This is a genomic window from Phycisphaeraceae bacterium (assembly GCA_015709595.1).
In the GTDB taxonomy this organism is placed as follows: Bacteria; Planctomycetota; Phycisphaerae; order Phycisphaerales; family SM1A02; genus CAADGA01.
Genome location: CP054178.1, coordinates 1,949,324 through 1,968,305, shown reverse-complemented (window position 1 = coordinate 1,968,305; position 18,982 = coordinate 1,949,324). Strand labels below are relative to the sequence as shown.

The following is an 18,982-nucleotide window of genomic DNA, read 5'->3' as shown; positions in this document are numbered from 1 at the left end:
TCATGCTCGAAGCGACCGAACGACCATCCGAAGGAGCCATGACAGGCGACGATCCGACCGCAACGTCCTCGCCGTCGGCGTCTCTGCCCGACCCGGGCGGAACGTTTCTTGACCCGTCCGAAATCGACGCCCTGCTGGACCGAACGCAGTCCATCGCCCGGACGCTTGGAGACGCCGCGGCGGAAGCGACGGGGCCGTCCACGAACGACCCGGACGCGATGCCGTCAGGCGCTGTCGCGGAACCCGAGTCAATCGGCTCGCTGGATGAACGGCTGGCCAAGGCAGCCAAGGTCGCGCACGACCTGGCGCCGCCGACCGCCTCACCCCTGAGTGGTTCGCCACCCGGATCCGCACTCGCCGATCCCGAACCATCCGCAGCCGCCCCTCTTTCCGACGACCCTATCGAGGTGGATCTGAGCGGCTTCACGAAGCCCGCCACGCCCCGGCGTGAGGCGCAACACGCGGACGCGGCGTCGTCCCCGTCGCCCGACGCCGACGTGACACGGAGCGCGAACGCCCGGCGTCAGGAGAAAGACGGAACGTCCGGCGCCGGGGGCGTCGATGCCCAGCCGCCGACGCCCTCGAGCATCATGACCTTCGGCGGACGGATGGACCGGCTGGCTCGTCGTTCGCTCAGCGTGTTCGCGGCGCCGCTGCGCGGCCTGAGCGACTCCGGGCGTCAGCGCGTCAGCATCACGGTGCTGACGCTGGCGGCGTGGGCGGGATTGTCCTGGGCGGCGGTGCTGATCATGACTCGATGAACGCCGTCGCGGCGTCAAGGAAGCGACCATGCGCGTAATGCTGGACAATCGGACGTGCCACGTGACGGGCCACACCATCGGCGACGCCATCGCCGCGGGCGACGCCCAGGCCCGGCGCCAGGGACGGCGCGTCATCGAGGTGTGCGTGGACGGCGAGGTCTGGACCGATGATCGGCTCTGCGATGACGACACGCTCGCCGGTCAGGCCGCCGAAGTGCGCCTGACCTCGGTGGACCCCGCTTCGCTGGCGCGAGAGGCGCTGCTGGAAGCGCGCGACACGCTCCTCACGGTGGACGCCCTGCAGCAGCAGGCCGCGGCGCTCATCGAACAGGGGCAGGGCGTCGATGCGATGCGGTCTCTCGGCGAGGCCATTTCGCTCTGGAGACAGGTGCGCGACGCGGCGCTCGATGGTTCGCGGTTCGCCTCGGTGGACCTCTCACGCATCGGCGCCCGGGACGTGGCCATGCCCGAAGGCGTGGCGCGTCTGAACGACCACCTGACGCGCCTGGCCTCGGCGCTCAAGACCCGCGACGTCGTGCTGCTCACGGATACGCTCCTGTACGAGATGCCCCTCGTCATCGCCCTGTGGCGCGATCTGCTCGAAGCCGCCGCGTCCGCCTGCACCGCGGAAGGACGAGCGGAACAACGGACCGTTGGGTTCGAACTGTAAGTCGGGAATCGAGGCGTCAGGCGCTCGGCGTCAGTGACCGGCATCAGCGACCAGGCGCCATTCCTTGAGCATTCGACAGTCGGAACACGGAACACGGATCTCGGCCCCTGAAACCTGGAACCACACCCATGCCCGGCGCGCGGCAGGAGCAGATCGACGATTTGATGGAGCAGGCCAGCGAGGCGCTGGCCGCCACGTCCTACATCGATGCGGAGCTGCTGGCCGACCGGGCGCTGCACCTGGCCCATCGCGCCCGCGACTACGACCGCATGGCCCGCATCTGCCTGCCGTTGCAGGAGGCGCGGCGCCAGCGACTGATGCAGGCGGCCGACGCCGATCACGGACGACCACGGACCGTGGATCAGCCCTTTGATGATCGCTTTCCGCAGGAGTCCGGGCTGTACCTGGTTCAGCCCATGCTGGTCGCAGCGGACGCCCGCCGGCTCCGCACGCAGGCCCTGGAGCATCGCGTTCCGGCGGTGGTGCTCTGCCGCGAACCTCTCACGTCCGTCGGGCTGCAGCCGGTGGTGGCCATCGGCGACCTGGTGATTCGCACCAAGGTCCGACCGCCTCGGAACGCACGCCAGCCCGACCGAACCTGGTTCCTCGAAGCCCTGGAGCAGCTGGGGGACGCGGCGATTGACGAGATCGACGCCGCCCTCACCCCGCTCCGCCGCGTGGACGCCCTGCTGGAGCGCCTGGACGCGGTGGTGGATCATGAGAAGCTCCACCAGCGTCTGGCCGAGGCCTGCCGCGACGCCGCCAGCGGCGAATGAGCGGCTGTCGAATGCCTTTGATTCTTCTCGCCCGCGGGCGTTGTCGAGCCGGGGGATGTTCTTCCATCCCCCATGGTGCAGACTTGCGTCTGGCGGCGCGATCTGCTTTCCAGTAGAATCAGGCCGCCTGAAGGGGAGGCCCCATGCCCGCCGCCGACCGCGACATCGTCATCACATCGCCTCTCGGCGAGGAAGTGCTTCTGTTCAAGGAGATGCACGCCCGGGAGGAGCTGGGGCGATTGTTCGAATACGAGCTGGTCGTGCTCAGCACCAACGGGGCCATCGTCTTCAAGGACATCGTGGGGCAGAGCGTGACGGTGGAGATGAAGCGCACGACCGGCGTGTCCCGCTTCTACAACGGCATCGTCAACCGCTTCTCGCAATCGTCGGCGGACGATCAGGTCACCGCCGACGGCGACATCCTGTACGGGTACCGGATGACGCTGGTGCCCCGCCTGTGGCTGCTGACGCGCCGCGCCGACTGCCGCATGTTCCAGGAGCAGACCGCGGTTGACATCATCAAGAAGATCCTGGGCGACGCGGGCATCACCATCGGCGAGAATCTCTCGCGCTCCTATCGCACGTGGGAATACTGCGTGCAGTACCGGGAGACGGACTTCAATTTCATCTCCCGCCTCATGGAGCAGGAGGGCATCTACTACTACTTCACGCACGAGCAGGGCAAGCACACCATGATGCTGGTGGACGCCATCGCCGGTCATGGTCCGGCGCCGGGCGTGGAGACGCTGGTGTTCCGTCCAGACGGCGCGCCCGAGAACGTGGAGCACGTCTCGCACTGGGCCAGGCGGCAGGCGCTGCAGCCGGGCGCCTACGCGCAGCTCGACTTCGACTTCGTCGATCCCAAGAAGGACATGCTCTCGCGGGCCGTGATCACCCGCGACCACGCCGAGGCCAGCGCGGAGATCTTCGACTACCCCGGCGAGTACGTCACGCTCGCCGAGGGCGACGACTATTCGCGCATCCGCATCGAGGAGTATCACGCCTCCTTCGACACCATCGTGGGCCAGACCAACACGCCCGACGTGCGTCCGGGCTATACCTTCAAGCTCGACGAACACCATCGAACCGACCAGAACGCCGAATACCTGGTGATCGCCACGTCGTTCTCGTGCGAGACCAGCCCCATGGCGTCGCTCGGGGTCGCCAGTGCGGAATACGGCGGCGTGAGCATGTATCGCTGCGAGTTCACGTGCATCCCCTCCTCGCAGCAGTTCCGCCCGCGCCGCATCACGCCCAAGCCCGTGGTGCAGGGGCCGCAGACCGCCATTGTGGCGGGCAAGTCCGGCGAGGAAATCTGGACCGATGAACATGGGCGCGTGAAGGTCAAGTTCCACTGGGATCGGTGGAGCAAGGCGGATGAGACGTCATCCTGCTGGATCCGCGTGGCCCAGAACTGGGCCGGGAAAAAATGGGGCGCCATCTTCCTGCCGCGCATCGGGCAGGAGGTCATCGTCGAGTTTCTCGAGGGCGATCCCGACCGGCCCATCATCACCGGGCGCGTCTACAACGGCGTGCAGAAGACGCCCTACGAACTGCCCGGCAAGGCGACGATGTCCACCATCAAGTCGATGTCCAGCAAGGGCGGAGGCGGCTTCAACGAAATCCGATTCGAGGACAAGAAGGGCTCGGAGCAGCTGTTCATCCATGCCCAGCGCCGTATGGACGTGCGCGCCAAGGCCTCGTCCTACGAGAGCGTCGGGGGCGAACGCCACCAGATCGTCGGCAAGAGCCGGTTCACCAAGATCGAGGAGAACGAGAACGTCACCATCGTCGGCGAGAAACGCGAACGCGTCGACACCGACTCGTTCCTCTCCGTGGGCGGCAACCACAACGCCGAGATCACCGGCAACTGGGCCGTCGCCACCGGCGAAACCCATATCATCGGCGCCAAGATCATCCTTGAGGCCGACGCCCAGATCTCCCTGGTGGTCGGCGGGAACTTCGTGGACATCGGCCCCTCGGGCGTCGCCATCAAGGGCGCCACCGTGCTCATCAACAGCGGCGGAGCCGCGGGAAGCGGCTGCGGCGGACAGTGCGTCGCCCCCGATGAGGCCAAGCACGCCACCACAGCCAACCCCGGCGAGCTCGAAGAGCCGCCAGGAGCCGGGGGAGGCGGAGGCGGCGGAGGAGGTGGAGGCGGCGGAGGGGGCGGGGGCGGAGGCGAAGAACCCGTCGATGAAAAGACGTGGGTCGCCTTCAAGGTGCTCGACGCCGCCGAGCAGCCCATCGCCAACGAGCGGGCCATCATCCACAAGCCCGACGGCAGTACGCAGGAATCTCGCACCAACAGCCAGGGCATCGTCAAACTGCAGGAAGTCGATCACGGCACCTACCAGCTGCAGTTGCCCGATCGCAAGGACGGGGAGTGGACCTTCATCCGCGTCGAGAACGAAGGCGACCAGCAGGCGAGCAGCGGCGAAACCGCCAGCGGCGGCACGAACTCGGGCGGCGCCGCCGCAACGACCAGCTCCGACGCCGAAGAAACCGACGCCTTCGGTGACGAGGGTTTCAGCGGCGGCGGCTCGGGAGGCGGATCATCCGGCGGGGGCGGCAGCGGCTCACCCTCCAGCGGCGGGGGCGGGGGTTCGGGCGGCTCGGGTGGGTCGGGCGGAGCTTCCGCCCAAGGCGCCGGATCGTCGGGTGGCGGCGGATCGTCAGGCGGTTCCGGCGGCGGCGCGTCAGGGGGCGGCTCGTCCGGAGGCGGGGCTTCCTCCGGAAGTAGTGGTGGATCAGGAGGATCAGGCGGTGGGGGTGGGGGCGGCGGCGCTGCAGGGGGCTCTACCGGGGGCAGCGGGTCTTCGACCGGGGGAGGCACCTCCGGGGGTTCGGGCGGCGCGGATGGCGGCTGGGGCGGCGAAGGCGGCTCATCCGGTGGGTCCGGAGGCGGCGCCTCGGGCGGGTGGGGAGACGAAGGCGGAGGCGAAGAAGAAGACCCCTACTCGGGCGGCGGCGGCTCCTCCGGAGGAGGCGGCGCCAGCGGCGGGTGGTAGCGGCAAGTTCCCTCGGGCGCCGTCGCCGAATCAGTCGAACGCACGCCGTCACCCCAAGACCACACGTCCACGAGCCGCACCAGGAAACCCACATCGACGCCCACACCACGCGAGGGGAGACGAGTGTCCGGCCAGGGAACGACGAAGCAGCCAGGTCCATCGACCGCCACCACCGTGGTGCGACTGCAGCCCGTCACCTACCGGCTGACGTTCATCTACCTGGGCAACAATCGCATCCGGCGCGACGCGCCGGGAAACTCCCTTCCCGTCGTGACTCGTCCGCCGCCCTACAGGTGCCGCTACGACGTCACCAACGACCTGCTCACGCTCGAAGGCGACCGCGCCTCGCTCACCCCCTGCGCGCGGGTGATGAATCTCGTGACCGACGGCTCCAACGACCCGACGCGGGCCGCGGCGACCCCATTCTCGCGCGGTGGAACCAACGCCAGGCCATTCATCGACTGGGAGTACCGCGTCGTCATCCTCGACAACCACGGCGGGCGCGAGGCGGACCTGGACATGTTCTGGCGCACCGCCGACAACAAGTCCATTCCCGATTACTACCGTCGCCGCGGGTGGATTCCCGACATCTGGCCCGCCGTGCCCTTTCGCATCGTCGTGCGCAAGTTCATCGGCGACCAACAGGTGCCCTTCGATCGTCCGCTGAAGGCAGTCGTCGAACTGAAGGACACGGCGGAGGAGTTCGACGTCACCGACGGACGACGCCGGGCTTTCATGCAGGAGTTCTTCCGCACCTACAACCAGAACACCGGCAGCAACACCCAGGGCGATGACAACTGCCCCAGGCCGTTCAGCGGATTACGCGAGCACCCCGGCACGCAGGGGGTTCGCGCCGCGGACGTCATCCGCGTCATGCCCTATCGCAACCAGCCGGTGGTGGACACGATGAACCCCGCTCCTGGTCCGGATCTGGTCCAGTTCAACCAGTTGACCGACGCCGCCGTGCATGAGACCAAGAAGGTGCTGCTCGACCTGCAGACCGTCAGCGAGCCGCAGCCCGCGGGTGGAGCGGAAGGCGGCGGGGGCATCGACGTGGGAATCGCTGATTTCGCCTTTCTCCCCTACCCGTCCGCGGGCGACAACTACCGGTTCCTGATCTCGCTGGTGGACGGAAACCAGGACATCCGCGATACGCAGGAGAACGGCGCCGCCGTCCGCTTCGCCGACAACCAGTCGCGGCCGATTCCCACCCCGTGCTCGTACATGTCGGGTCGCTTCGTCATCTGGAAGCGGGCCGACATTCAGCTGCTGGTCACGTGCAACGGCGTGCGCGAGGCCGACCTGGACTGGGAGTACACCAAGGCCGCCTTCCGCAAGTGCTTCCTTGACGTGCGCGGGCCGCTGCGCACGTTCGACATCGACCGCGCCCGCTGGGAGACGATGATCAAGCAGACCTTTCCGGGCAGCGCGCACAACAACAACGCGGCCAACTTCGCGCAGGCGGTGTACGACGCCTCGCTCTACCCCGTGGCCTACGGCGCCTCGCAACCCACCTCGCGCACCGAGCGATTCGCCCAGCGGGCCATCGCGCTGGCGTGCGGCCAGACAGGCCTGCCCGATCCGCACACCGGCAAACCGCGGGCCGACCAGCGCGACGGCAACGGGTTCTACGTCTTCCTGTGCAAGAACGTGCGCTCGCCCAACACCGCGGGCAGCTACCTGGGCGACCGCATGTTCTGGGGCGACGTGGCGAACCCGACCCTGACTCCCGCCGCGCAGCGAATCGACGGCACCAACACCTTCGCGCACGAGTTCGGACACGCGCGGCTGCTGCGCCACTCGCACACCGACTTCCGCCACAACATCAACTTCAACGACGCGGGGGGCGTGGCGCTGGGCGTGATCTCGATCTCCCAGCCCAACTCCACCTCGGACGACAAGAACCACTTCCAGCGCGATCACGACGGCGTGGACGCCTTCGACTGCCTGATGGCCTACGCCGGCTTCACGCTGGACAACGCCGATGGCACCATCAAGTCGCCCTGCGCCCTGTGCGCCCTGTGGCTTCGGCACTTCGACCGCGTGCAGGTGCAGAGCGCCGCCAACTACGGCAACCATCTCAACGCGCGACACGGGCCTGCGCTGTTTCACCAGTACGTCGAGGTCACCACGCCCGCCGCCGGGGGCAACCCCGCCTCTACGACGCGAACCGTGACGGCCATCGCCGACGGAGGCACGGTGACGGTGAAGCGAGGCCGCTCGATCGATCTGATCGTGCTGGGGCCGGCCCGGTCGATTCCGCAGGTGACCCCCCCGGCGCGCAATTACCACGGCAATCTCATCAATCTCTTCGAGTCGCCGCTCAGCACGCAGTTCGCCAACGCGCCGATCACCGCCAACGCGCGGGTGTCGCTGGCCTTCCGCGGCGCCAACACGCCGCTCGTGCGCATCCGCGTCACGGGTGAGCGCGAGGGCGACGTCCGGCTGACGTTCCGGTCGGGGCGCGATCCCACCTGCCAGGTCATCGTTCGAGTGGAACCGCCGTAGCATCCAAGGGCACCCAGCATGTCAAACGGAAGTGGAACATCCGGAGGCGGATCGGGCGGAACCGCCAAGCAGACTGGCCCCAGCGCCGCCACCACGGTGGTGCGGCTTCAGCCGGTCAGCTATCGGCTCACGCTGATCTACCTGGGGCACGACCGCATTGCCCGCGCCGCGGCCGGGGGCGGGGGCGCGGTCGATCGCCCGCCCCCCTACCGATGCCGCTACGAGGTGAGCGGCGACCTGATCGATCCGTGGAGCGGGCAGCCCTCGCCCATGGGACAGCTGGCGCGCATCCTCAACGTCGTCGCCCCCGATGAAACGCACCAGGACACGGTCAAGGCCGCCACGCCCGTCTCCCAGGGCGGCACCAACGCGCGGCCCATCTTCGACACGCTGCATCGCATCACCATCCTCGACAATCACGCCACGCGCACGGCGGAAAATCTCAACCTGCTCGGCTCGCCGGGGGGCGACAACACATCCAACGTGGCCTACTACCGCGCCCGCGGGTGGATGCCCGACATCTGGCCCGCCGTGCCCTTCCGCATCATCGTGCGCAAGTACATCGGCGATCGCCAGGTCAACATCGATCAACCCATCAAGCCGGTGCTGGAGATCAAGGATCCGCCCGAGGAGCTCACGCAGAACGACGGCGCCCGGCGGCGGTTCCTCAACGACTTCTTCACCAAGTACAACCGCAACACCGGCAGCGTCACCACCGGCGACGACAACGCGCCCACCGCCTTCAAGGGCGCCCGGACGCATCCTGGCGACTCGCCCGGCTTCAAGGCGTCGGACGTCATCCGGGTCATGCCCTACAAGAACGAGCCGGTGGTTGATCGAAGCGACACGCCGATCCCCGCCGACCGCGTGCAGTTCGACGAACTCACGAACCCCACCGAACACCAGACCGTCAAGGTGAGGTTCGACCTGACCGAGGTGGACGAGCGCGTGGGCACCACGGACGTAAAGGTGGGCGTCGCCGACTTCGCCTTCATGCCCTTTCCCGTGGCGGGCGACAACTACCGCTTCCTGCTCACGCTGCTCAACGGCGACCAGGACATCCGCGACACGCGGGAGAACGGCGCCAACGTCATCTTCAAGGACGATCGGTCGCGCGTCATCCCCAAGCCGCGCGCCTACGTGACCGGCAAGTTCACCATCTGGAAGAAGATCGAGTTCCGCCTGTGCGTGCTGTGCAACGGCCTGACGCGCAACGACCTGACGTGGTCGCAGGTGACGGAGAGCTACCGCCGCATGTTCATCGAGGTGGTGGAGCCGGCGACGTTCTACTCGCTCACGCGCGACCAGTGGCGCGACATCACGCGCAACTCGGTCTTCAACGGCGCCCCGGGCGTCAACCAGGCCATTCGCTACGAGCAGTCGGTCTTCGACCGCACGCTGTTCCACGAGAACTTCGGGCTGGACATTCCCGACTCGCGCGTGGAGCGGTTCGCCCGCGCCGCCATCCGTCTGGCGTGCTCGCAGACCCCCGCGCCGGGCGGCGGCACCCTGCCCGATCCCTCGGCCGGCGCCGCCCGCGACCAGCAGTCCGACGGCAACGGGCTGTACATGTTCCTCTGCCGCGACGCAAGGTCGTTCCTGGGCGCCTACGTCGGCGACCGAATCTTCTGGATGGCCAAGCGCCAGTTCCAGCCCACCGACGCGCTGGACATCGAGGACGTCACCTTCACCGCGGCCCACGAGTTCGGGCACGTCAAGTCGCTGCGCCACTCCCACACCGCCACGCGGGCGGTCAACTTCACCGACGCGGGCGGCAACGCCTACGTGCTGCAGGTGTCGCACCCCAACAACGGCAACGTCTTCCCCATCGACCACGACGGGCGCGACGCCTTCGAGTGCATCATGTCGTACTCGGCGACGAGCATGACCAACAACGACAGCACCATGGCCGGCCCCTGCGGGCTGTGCGCGCTGTCCATGCGATTCTACGACCGCGTGGAGATTCAGAAGGCGGCCAACTACCGCAATGAGATCCAGCGAACGTACGGGCCGGCGTCGTTCGTTCTCCACACCGGCACCGGCGCGGCGCTGGCCCTGGCGGAGCAGGCCGCCGGCGCCACCATCACGCTGCGGCTTGGCAACGCCGCCCAGCGCAGCGCCGAACTGCTGGTGCTGGGCGCCGAGCAGTCCATCTCCCGCCTCGGCGGCACTCCGTTGCGCTGCCGACCCAACATCATCCTGCTGGGCGGCACCACCATCGCCTCGCAGTTCACGCGCACGGCGGACCCGTCCACCCCCAACGCCAGGGTGGATCTTGCCTTCCGGGGCAGCGGCACACCGCTGCTGCGCGTGCGCGTCACGGCAACGGCGCGAGGACTCGTCACGCTCACGTTCCGCAACGGTCTCGATCCCACCGCGTCCATTCGCATCCAGGTCGACCCGTGACGCCCGGCGGATTCCGGATGGAGAACTGAAGACAGAAGCTGGAAGTGCTCCGATGATCCGACACCTCGATGCCCGCGCCCGACGCCTGACGGCGAAGACCTGCCGCCCACCGTCCACCTGACTCCAGGAAGCCCACCATGTCCGACGTGATCACCATCAACCTGACCCTCGGCAAGGCGGAGTGCATCCGGGGCGAATCGGTGCCCTTCCGCGTCACGCTGCAGAATCGCGGCAAGACGGTGATCGAGGAGTTTCCCTCCTTCGACCGTCACGCCGAGGCGCTGTTTCTCGTCGCCGAGCCGGAGGGCGCGAGGCCCGTCAACCCCGACCTGCCCGACCCCTTTTCGCCTGACGCGATCGTCGGCACCGAGATGTCCTCGCTGGAGCGCGATGGTCGCCATGAACACGGCCCGCACGCCGCACCGACGGAGACCCTGGCTCCCGGCGCCACGCTGGCCAAGGCCGGTGACGTGCTGGAATGGCTCGGGGAGCTCAAGCCCGGACGATACAAGGTCACCGCGCAGCACCGCGGCATCGACGAGATGATCGTCTCCGAGCCCGCCATGCTGGCGGTCAAGCCCGCCAGCCCCGTGGCGCACGCCTCGGCCGTACCCGCCCATGACGCCTACGACGTGCCGGCGATGGCGGCGTGGACGCACCAGGAAGGCGGTCAACTGCTCGTCTTCCACCAGGTGCAAAGCGGCGCGCTGCCCCGCAACCCGAGGCGCTGCTGGCGGATCGGTCCGGCCTCGACCGTGGATGACCTGGCGCCCGCCACCGTGGCCAGCACGTTCCAGAACTTCGGGCACCTGCTGTGGGTGGAAGGCGGCAAGCCGCGCGTGGCGGCTCTCGACCTGACGGACAAATCTCCCCCTCCGCCTCCCCGCGTGCTCACGCCCACGCTTCGGCTGCCGGGACCGATCCTGCGATCACCCCGAAGCATGCCCGACGGATCGGTGATGCTCGTCTCCTGCGATCCCGGCGGTCGCCAGGCGATGCTGGCGCAGATCCGGTCGGACGGCTCCGTCGCCTCTCAGTCGTTCGACTTCGGGCGGGCCGGACCGGTGGGCTCGTACTCGCTGTGCTGGGAGATGACCGAGACGCTGCGGCTCTTCGCCTGCGCCGCGGGCGGGCGTGAAGTCACCGCGACCATGTTCTTCCTGGACGACGTGAACGCTCCGCCCGTCGTTCGAACCGCCTTCGCCTCGAAGGAGCCGGTCGCCTGGCTGCACGGCTACCTCGACGTGGACGCCGCGATGAAGGAGCAGCCGGCCTTCGAGCACAACGCACCGCCGCCGGAGGAGCGCCCCGTCGAGCCGCCGCCTCCCAAGGAGATGCTCTGGGTCATCGGACGGCGCGAGGGCGTCCTCTCCTGCACCCGCGTGAACGTGACCGACAACCGCTCGCGAGCCGAGGCCCTGCTGGATGTGTCCAAGCTCAACGGGCCGCGCGTGGTCCAGAGCGTGCTGGACAATGATCGACAGGTGACGCTGCTGCTGCTTGACGCCGCCAACACGTATCACGTGGGCTCCTCCGCCACGCGCGACGTAACGCCGCTGGCGGAGGTCGCTGGAGAATCAATCACGCCGGCGCAGCAGCCCCTGCTGATGGCCTCCGGCCCGGAAGGCGTGCTGCCGTTCGTGTACGTCCGCTTCCTCAAACCCAAGGACGGCCGCATCGCCTACCGTCTTCTGTCGCCGGCGGGCGAGCGCGACCCGGCGGAGCACGCACACGCGCATCAGCATTGAAGCAGCACGGAAAGGTCAGCCAGGGGTTGTCGGTTCTCAGTTCTCGTTTGTCGCTTGCCCCTCGCAGGAGAGAAGGCCATGCCCCCTGCCGCACGAGTTGGTGACATGCACGCCTGTCCGGTGTCCGACGGCCCCAAGCCGCACGTGGGCGGACCGATCAATCCGCCCGGCTGCGCGACGGTGATGATCGGCTACATGCCCGCCGCCCGCGCCGGCGACATGGCGACCTGCACCGGGCCGCCCGACAGCATCGCCGCCGGCTCCGCCACGGTGATGATCGGCAACATGCCCGCCGCCCGCGTGGGTGACAGCACGGCGCACGGGGGCGTGATCTCACCTCCCGGATGCCCGACGGTGATGATCGGGTAAGCGGATGATCGGCGCTCCAATGACCCGCCGGCGCGGACGCCGACCTTCTCGACAACCGCGACGATTGTCGTTTCGACGGCGCGGCCTTGTCCCCGCCCTGATCCTGGTGATCGCGCTGCTGGTTCTGCTCGACCAGCGGGGGCATCTGCTGGCGCCGGCGCAGGACGATCCGGCTCGATACGAGGGGCGATCGGCCCGCGTCACGCGCGTCATCGACGGCGACACGCTGGAAGTCGATCTGCCGGATCGTCGCACCAGCCGCCCGCGCACGCGGGTGCGGCTGATCGGCGTCGATTGCCCGGAGATGAACGCCGGGGCCGGCCTGCCCGAGCCGTGGGCCGCCGAGGCCACGGCGTTCTCGCGCCGACTCGTCGAAGGGGCGTACGTCACGCTGCTCATCGACCCGGCGAGGCCGCGCGACCCCTACGACAGACTGCTCGCCCACGTGGAGCTGCCCGACGGCGCACTGCTCAACCGTGAACTGCTCGCCGCGGGGCTGGCCAGGGCGGAGGACCGCTGGCCCCACGCGCGACTGCGCCAGTACGAGCAGGCCGAGTTGATCGCCCGCCGCGCGAAGATCGGCGTGTGGAGCGCGCCGGCGCGATAATCGACTCAGCCGCGCCGACGGATCGCATCAGCGCCGCGCTGCTCGGAAGCCCGATCACTCCCCCACCGACACCTTCACCTGGTCGATCCACTGCTGGAACGGGCCGCGCTGCAGCGCCCGGATCATCTGGATTCGCACGCGAATCAGGCCGTCGGACTGCCGCACGTAGTCCTGCGGGTTGGCGATCGAGTCAATCACGCGCACCGCGTCGATGGTTGGCTGCCAGAAGGTGTCCACCGTGTCCCAGCGCCCGGTGGTGAAGTTGCGCAGGGCGATGCGCGTCTGCACGACGGACTCGGTGGCGCGGGTCTCGGTACGGATGATCAGGTTCGCGGGGTTGAGCGCGTCGCTCACCGCCCGCACCGTGGTCTCCGCCACGTGGTACACGTCGCCCGGCTGGGACGTGACCTTGTAGTAGTACGGGTCGTTGTAGAGGATCGACGCCAGCGTGCCCGAAAGGCGCGTGCCGCGCTGCACCTTGATGTTCCGCAGCGCGGCGGGGGTGAGTGGATCCTCGATGATGCTGATGTTGTCCGCTCCGATGTCCCACATCTGGAAGATGAAGAACATCTCCGGATCGCCGTAGAAAAACTGCACGCGGCGCACGCCGGTGATGATCGTGCTCCAGTCGGGCGCGGGCGAGTTCTCGCCGAGCTGGATGGTGCGCCACCCGGCTGGCAGCGTGGCGGCGTGACTGGGCACCTCGAAGTCGTAGCGCTTCCAGCCCTCGCCCACCAGCGGAATGTTCGGGCCGCGGTAGTAGGCCGCCACGTCGTCGCTCAGGTCGGCGGGCGTGTTGTTGTCATGGATGAGCATGAGCGTCAGGGGACGCCCGCCCGCCGAGAAGTCCACGTGGAAGGTCTTGAGGTCGATGCCGATGCGGGCGACCTGCCGCGCCCGGTAGTCGCCGGTGAAGGCCGAGGCGCGTCCCGGCTCGGTGGACAGCTGCGGCGCGAACGTGTCCAGCTCCCAGGCGTGCAGATAGTTGTCCGGGTTGCCCCCGGCGGTCTCAATGGTCTCGTTGGGCGACCAGTAGGTCCACCCGCCCGCGTTGACCCCGCCGGCGAAGGTTTCGGTGTAGGTGTCGGCGGCGAGCGCGGAACACGCGAACGCCAAGGGCGCGGCGCTGTACAGAATGGCACGTTGAACGCGGTTCATGGATGATCCCTGGAGAGAGTGGCGCGGCACACGGGCGGAGAGAACAGGCGGTCACCAGAGGCGCCGCGTGGCGTCAGTTCACCGTGATGCGCAGGTGATCGATGAAGGTGTCGTAAGTGAAGGCGAAGATCGGCACCACCACTGTGGTGCGCACCTGCACGGTGATGTCGCCGCCGCCGGACACGTAGTTGGCCGCCGCGATCCCGCTGAAGGCGTGCGTGGTGTCGATGCCGCTGAGCGCGAACTGGCCCACCTGGTCATACTGCGTGGTGTTGTGGTTCAGCAGGCGCAGACGCCCGATGCCGGACGTGTGGCTGACGCGGGCCTCGATGGTCAGTCCGAGGGTCGTGGGCGATGACACCGTGGTGTTGGCGGTGACGTCGGTCACCATGCTGTGCAATTCGGTGAACGTGCTGCCGAAGCCGGACTTCACGCGCAGAGACTGGTTGTCCGATTCGGCCAGTTCCGGCAGGCCGCCCGACATCAGCGTGCCCCGCAGCACATTCAGGCCAGTGAGCGTGGCGTCGCTCTGCGGCACGCTGGTGATGCTGATGTTGTCGGCCCCGACCTCCCACATCTGGAAGATGAAGAACATCTCCGGGTCGCCGTAGAAGAACTGCACCCGGCGGACGTTCTTGATGAGCGCGTTCCAGTCCGGCTCAGGCGACTTGAAGCCCAGCTCGATCGGACGCCAGCCCTGCGGCGGCTGCGCGGCCTGGCTGGGAATCTCAAACTCGTAGCTCAGCCAACCCTCGCCCACCAGCGGAATGTTCGGCCCCATGAAGTAGAAGCCGTAGTCGTCATCAAAGTCCACCGGCGTGTTGTTGTCATGCACGAGAATCAGCGTGAGCGGGCGATCCTCGGCGGAGAAGTCCACGTGAAAGGTCTTGAGGTCGATGCCGATCGACGTGACTTGGCGGGCGCGGTAGTCACCCGTGAAGTTGGACGGACGCCCCGGCTCGGTCCACAACTGCGGCGCGAACGTGTCCAGCTCCGACGTGTGCAGATAGGCCCCGGGATTGCCGCCGGCGGCCTCGATGCGTTCGTTGCCCCCGTACGACCACCCTGCGGTGTTGATGCCGTTGGTGAATGTTTCCGTGAAGGTGTCGGCGCAGGCGGCGGCTGCCGGCGCCATGGCCAGGGACACGACGGCAAGGGGAGCGACGAAAGTGCGGACACGGGTCATTCGGGGTTCTCCTGTCGTTCGTGAGCGGCGGGCGTCGCCGGGCGTCAGCCGAGTTCGTGAAGTCAGCGCCGATGAGGCGAGTTCTGTCGGTGGAGGATCGTGGTCGGAGGGGCATCAGGGGCGCAGGCGTTCCCGCGGCAACCCACCTCCGACGTGGCATCATACCTGTTCGGGAACGGTCGTCAAATGTTTCCCTGAAACTTCCAAGAAAATACCCGGAACCCTTGCAGACCACCCCTCCATCGCATACAGTGGGGTGATCGAATGACTCATTCACAGGCGTCCGCACAACACGCACCTGAATCTGCACAAAGAATCCACAACCCGCTCACATCATGTCCCCACCGCCCATCATCACGACCGAAACCAGTCAGGCCACCCTTGAAGAGCGCGTGGAGCGTGTCGGCGAGGAGCTGGGGCAGGCCTTCGCTGCGGTTATCGCCGCGGTTCCGGGGGGACCACATGGCACGGTTGAGCTGGCTCGTCGTCTGGACATCGACAAGGTGCTCTCCAGCCGCATTCTCAAGGCCGCCCGCAGCCGCAACCCCATGGCGGTGGCTCACCTGATGCCCGGACCGGACCCGCTGCGCCGCGTCCTTCGGGGGGCGTCGGGCCAGCGGGTGCCGATGGAGCTGGTCGATCGGGCCGAGCGGGCCGTGCGCCGCTTCGAGCAGTTGATCCGCTCCGAAGCGGGCGACCGCAGCGGACTTGACACCATCATCGCCGCCTGGCTGCCCAGCGCCCGGGCGGAGTTCGAGGTCCGACGCAAGCAGGCCGCCTTCAAGGCGATGAGCCAGATCAAGGGGGTGATGGCTCAGACGAACCTGTCGGCGGTCATCGTCGCGCCGTCGCACGACAACCCGGCTCGCCTGGACGTGATCTGGGTCTTCGGGCTGCTGGGGTTGCACCGGCTTCGCCCGGGCGCCTCGGTGAAGCTGGCCACGCGCCGCATCGCCTCGCCCGATGGTCCGCGCCATCCGCGCACGCTCGAGGACCATCCGGTGGCGGATCTGTCCGGGCTGCTGCTGGACCGGTTCTGCTCCCGTCCGCTGCCGGCCTTTGACGTGATGGAGTCCGGCGACGTGGTTCACTACACACTGGCGGGCGACGCCTTCGGGCCTCGGTCCGCGGTGGACTTTGTTCTGGCGGAAAGCAACCGCGCGGAGATTCCCCGCGCGGTGCCCGCGGGCTCCGGACGCCGCGCGTATTTTTTCTCCGAGGTCTCCACGCCCTCGCGCCGTCTCCAGTACGACGTGTTCGTGCATGACGACGTGTACCCCGGCGCCGAGCCGGAACTGATCCTTTACGACACGGCGTTTGAAGGCGTCGCCAACGTCAACGACCGCGGACGCGACATCGACCGGCTGGATATGGGCGAGTCGATCCAGCTGCTGGGGCGCGGCTCGTCGCGCTGGCCCGCGCCTGAGATCTCGAACTACGCCGATCTGCTGGGCGAAGTGTTCACCCGGCTGGGCTGGTCGCCCGACTCGTTCCGCGGCTACCGAAGCCGCATCGAGTACCCCATCTACGGCTCCCAGGTGACGATGGCCTTCGTGCCGCCGGAGGCATGAGCAGCGGCGCAGGCGTCCCGCCTGTGCTCGTCTGCCCAACCCATCTCACTCCCGGTGGGGCCGCCCCGCGCGGTACTCTTCCAGGCGGGCCTCAATGGCCGCCAGCAGGTCGGTCAGGTTGTGCGCCTGGGCGATGATGCGGGCCTGCTCGGCGGCGTGAATGGCCTCCTCGAAACGCCCCGTTTCCGCCAGCGCCGCGGCGAAGAGGTCGAAGGCGTGCGGACTGGAGCCGCCCGTCATTCGCACCATCATCTCGCCGACGAGCAGGGCGTAGCGACCGTCGCGCGCCGCGTCGTCCCGCGCCGTGGCGCAGAGCCATCCCAGACGCCACGCCGCCTGCATCTCCTCGTCCTGGCTGCGGGCCGCGTCGAGCGCCTTGGCGAGCAGGTCGCGCGCCTGGCGATACCGTCCCGCCTGACGATGGTGCTCGCCCAGCGCCAGCAGCGACGGCATGTCGTTGGGGTGCCTGCGCAGAATCGCCTCGTAATGCGGCGCGGCACGGTCCAGCCGCCCCGCCGCGGCGTACAGGCGCGAGAGCGCCTCATGTACGAGCAGCAGATCCTCGACTTCGATCGCCCGTTCGTACGCCTCGATGGCCCGCTCCGGCTCACGCATGAGTTCAAACAGGCGGCCGCGCAGCGCGTTGTACTCGGCCACATCGGACCTGGCGAGACGGACCTTCAGTTCATTGCCGCGGCGCTGCTGATCGGCCAGTTCCGCGCTGGCCGACTCGATCGCCCGGTCGAGCCACGTCATCGCCTCGTCGTACCGCCCCTGCATGCGCAGCGCTTCGGCGAGGTTGGAGCACGCCACGTCGTGCCCGGGCCGGGCTTCCAGCGCGGCGCGGGCGTGGCGCTCGGCCTTCCTGGCGGCGTCCTCGACGCCCGACGCATCCTGCCGCACACGGTGCTTCTCCGCCTGGCCCAGGTACCAGCTGGCCAGGTTGGTCTGCGCCATCCACGCGGCGGGGTTGCGCTCGATGGTGTGGGTGTAGAGCGTCTCCTCGTTGTGGTAGATCGTCGCCTGGCGATACGTCAGCGCCGCGCAGATCAGCGACGCCAGCGTCAGCGCGGCCAGCCGCAGCCGCGCGTTCCGCACCAGCCACGCGAAGGAGCCGGCCGCCAGCACCAGCGTGCCGATGCTGGCGTGATACTGAAAGTGGTCGGCCACGAAGGAGAACCGCATGGGGAAGATGTTGGCGAACCCCAGCGCGGGGAAGATCATGACGCCATACGTGGCCGCCGCCGCCAGCGGGCCTCGCAGGCCGCCGCGCCGCCAGATGAGCAGCAGCACCGCCAGCAGCACGACCCCCGCGCCGACCGCCCAGTACGACATGATCGAGCTCGAGTCGATCACCCAGCGTGGATACACGAAGAGCAGCGGATGAGGCCAGAGAATCTTCCACGGATAGAACAGGACCGCGCGTGAGGCGATCACCACGCGGTCGAGGAGCGTGAAGTCCCAGTCCGCGCCGATGGCGCCGACGTGGACGCGCTCCAGGTATCCCGTGTGCAGCCCCGCCGCGGCGCCGAGCGCCAGCATGGGCAGCAGCGGCGCCAGACGGCGCAGCGCCAAGCGCTCGCCACGCCACCACAGCGCGATTCCCAGCACCACCGGCAGCGAGGCCGTCACGCTCTTGCTCAGCAGCGCGGCCACGAACAGCAGCAGGGCCAGGCCATACCACGACCACGGCGTATGCGCCTTCCGCGGATCGCTGATGGCTGACGGCTGACGGCTCCTCGCCCCCTCCCGCTCCCGATCAAACCGCAGATACGCCAGCGCCGCCAGCAGGAAGAAGAACATCGAGAGCACGTTCTTCCGCTCCGTTACCCACGCCACCGTCTCCACGTGGACCGGGTGCAGCGCGAAGAGGAACGACGCCGCCCAGGCGACGCCCGCGCTCAGGCCGACGCGCCGCAGCGTGACCGCCAGCAGCAGCGCGCTGGCGACGTGCAGCAGCAGGTTGACGAGGTGATAGCCGATCACCGCCTTCCCGCCCCGCGCCTCGGGGTCGTCGGGGTAGAGTTGCTCCTCGATCCAGAACGAGGTGAAGACCATGGGGTAGTACTGGGGCGTCAGCCGGGGGGTCCAGATGGCGCGCAGACCGTCCAGCCCCTGCGTGCTCTTGAGCGCGGGGTTGCGCCAGACGTAGTCGTTGTCATCCCAGATAAACTCGGCCTGCAGCGTGGGGCTGTAGGCGATGAACGTCAC

General features: G+C 68.2%; 13 protein-coding genes. 10 read left to right on the top strand and 3 right to left on the bottom strand.

Translation table 11 applies throughout. The features are described from left to right. Positions 1 to 38: 38 nt before the first annotated feature. The 9 genes from HRU76_08260 to HRU76_08220 all read left to right on the top strand — a co-directional run bounded on the left by HRU76_08260 (position 39) and on the right by HRU76_08220 (position 12,856). Entirely contained in the window at positions 39 to 761 is a 723-nt protein-coding gene (locus tag HRU76_08260) for a hypothetical protein (protein ID QOJ17574.1), read from the top strand. Positions 762 to 789: 28 nt separating this feature from the next. Further along, positions 790 to 1,431, top strand: a complete 642-nt coding sequence (locus tag HRU76_08255; protein QOJ17573.1) for a hypothetical protein — start codon at positions 790 to 792, stop codon at positions 1,429 to 1,431. 128 nt (positions 1,432 to 1,559) lie between these two features. Next, on the top strand, positions 1,560 to 2,207 hold the full coding sequence (locus HRU76_08250; protein QOJ17572.1) for a hypothetical protein: 648 nt from the start codon (positions 1,560 to 1,562) through the stop codon (positions 2,205 to 2,207). Between the two features lie 143 nt (positions 2,208 to 2,350). After that, entirely contained in the window at positions 2,351 to 5,218 is a 2,868-nt protein-coding gene (locus HRU76_08245; GenBank protein QOJ17571.1) for a type VI secretion system tip protein VgrG, read from the top strand. 123 nt (positions 5,219 to 5,341) lie between these two features. Further along, positions 5,342 to 7,726, top strand: coding sequence for a hypothetical protein (locus HRU76_08240; protein QOJ17570.1), 2,385 nt, complete (start codon positions 5,342 to 5,344; stop codon positions 7,724 to 7,726). Positions 7,727 to 7,744: 18 nt separating this feature from the next. Next, the gene (locus tag HRU76_08235) at positions 7,745 to 10,132 is read left to right on the top strand and encodes a hypothetical protein (protein ID QOJ17569.1); all 2,388 of its coding nucleotides are present in this window, start codon (positions 7,745 to 7,747) and stop codon (positions 10,130 to 10,132) included. A gap of 137 nt (positions 10,133 to 10,269) precedes the next feature. After that, complete coding sequence (locus HRU76_08230) at positions 10,270 to 11,880, top strand: hypothetical protein (GenBank protein ID QOJ17568.1); 1,611 nt, start codon at positions 10,270 to 10,272, stop codon at positions 11,878 to 11,880. A gap of 78 nt (positions 11,881 to 11,958) precedes the next feature. Next, the gene (locus HRU76_08225; protein ID QOJ17567.1) at positions 11,959 to 12,249 is read left to right on the top strand and encodes a PAAR domain-containing protein; all 291 of its coding nucleotides are present in this window, start codon (positions 11,959 to 11,961) and stop codon (positions 12,247 to 12,249) included. A 64-nt stretch (positions 12,250 to 12,313) separates the two neighbouring features. Beyond that, positions 12,314 to 12,856 carry a thermonuclease family protein gene (locus HRU76_08220; GenBank protein QOJ17566.1) on the top strand — a complete coding sequence of 181 codons (543 nt, stop codon included), beginning with the start codon at positions 12,314 to 12,316 and terminating at the stop codon, positions 12,854 to 12,856. 54 nt (positions 12,857 to 12,910) lie between these two features. On the opposite strand, the gene HRU76_08215 is transcribed toward HRU76_08220, so the two are convergent. Both HRU76_08215 and HRU76_08210 read right to left on the bottom strand, forming a co-directional pair. Then, the gene (locus HRU76_08215; GenBank protein ID QOJ17565.1) at positions 12,911 to 14,014 is read right to left on the bottom strand and encodes a hypothetical protein; all 1,104 of its coding nucleotides are present in this window, start codon (positions 14,012 to 14,014) and stop codon (positions 12,911 to 12,913) included. A gap of 73 nt (positions 14,015 to 14,087) precedes the next feature. Beyond that, the gene (locus tag HRU76_08210) at positions 14,088 to 15,200 is read right to left on the bottom strand and encodes a hypothetical protein (GenBank protein QOJ17564.1); all 1,113 of its coding nucleotides are present in this window, start codon (positions 15,198 to 15,200) and stop codon (positions 14,088 to 14,090) included. A gap of 335 nt (positions 15,201 to 15,535) precedes the next feature. Here HRU76_08210 and HRU76_08205 point away from each other — a divergent pair, with 335 nt between their 5' ends. Continuing rightward, positions 15,536 to 16,771, top strand: a complete 1,236-nt coding sequence (locus tag HRU76_08205; protein ID QOJ17563.1) for a hypothetical protein — start codon at positions 15,536 to 15,538, stop codon at positions 16,769 to 16,771. A 45-nt stretch (positions 16,772 to 16,816) separates the two neighbouring features. Here HRU76_08205 and HRU76_08200 read toward each other — a convergent pair whose 3' ends face one another. Continuing rightward, complete coding sequence (locus HRU76_08200; protein ID QOJ17562.1) at positions 16,817 to 18,982, bottom strand: tetratricopeptide repeat protein; 2,166 nt, start codon at positions 18,980 to 18,982, stop codon at positions 16,817 to 16,819.

Excerpts from the sequence above, each read along its gene's own strand:
- HRU76_08260 (QOJ17574.1), top strand. The coding sequence starts at position 39 with ATGACAGGCGACGATCCGACCGCAACGTCCTCGCCGTCGGCGTCTCTG.
- HRU76_08255 (QOJ17573.1), top strand. The coding sequence starts at position 790 with ATGCGCGTAATGCTGGACAATCGGACGTGCCACGTGACGGGCCACACC.
- HRU76_08250 (QOJ17572.1), top strand. The coding sequence starts at position 1,560 with ATGCCCGGCGCGCGGCAGGAGCAGATCGACGATTTGATGGAGCAGGCC.
- HRU76_08245 (QOJ17571.1), top strand. The coding sequence starts at position 2,351 with ATGCCCGCCGCCGACCGCGACATCGTCATCACATCGCCTCTCGGCGAG.
- HRU76_08235 (QOJ17569.1), top strand. The coding sequence starts at position 7,745 with ATGTCAAACGGAAGTGGAACATCCGGAGGCGGATCGGGCGGAACCGCC.
- HRU76_08230 (QOJ17568.1), top strand. The coding sequence starts at position 10,270 with ATGTCCGACGTGATCACCATCAACCTGACCCTCGGCAAGGCGGAGTGC.
- HRU76_08225 (QOJ17567.1), top strand. The coding sequence starts at position 11,959 with ATGCCCCCTGCCGCACGAGTTGGTGACATGCACGCCTGTCCGGTGTCC.
- HRU76_08215 (QOJ17565.1), bottom strand. The coding sequence starts at position 14,014 with ATGAACCGCGTTCAACGTGCCATTCTGTACAGCGCCGCGCCCTTGGCG.
- HRU76_08210 (QOJ17564.1), bottom strand. The coding sequence starts at position 15,200 with ATGACCCGTGTCCGCACTTTCGTCGCTCCCCTTGCCGTCGTGTCCCTG.
- HRU76_08205 (QOJ17563.1), top strand. The coding sequence starts at position 15,536 with ATGTCCCCACCGCCCATCATCACGACCGAAACCAGTCAGGCCACCCTT.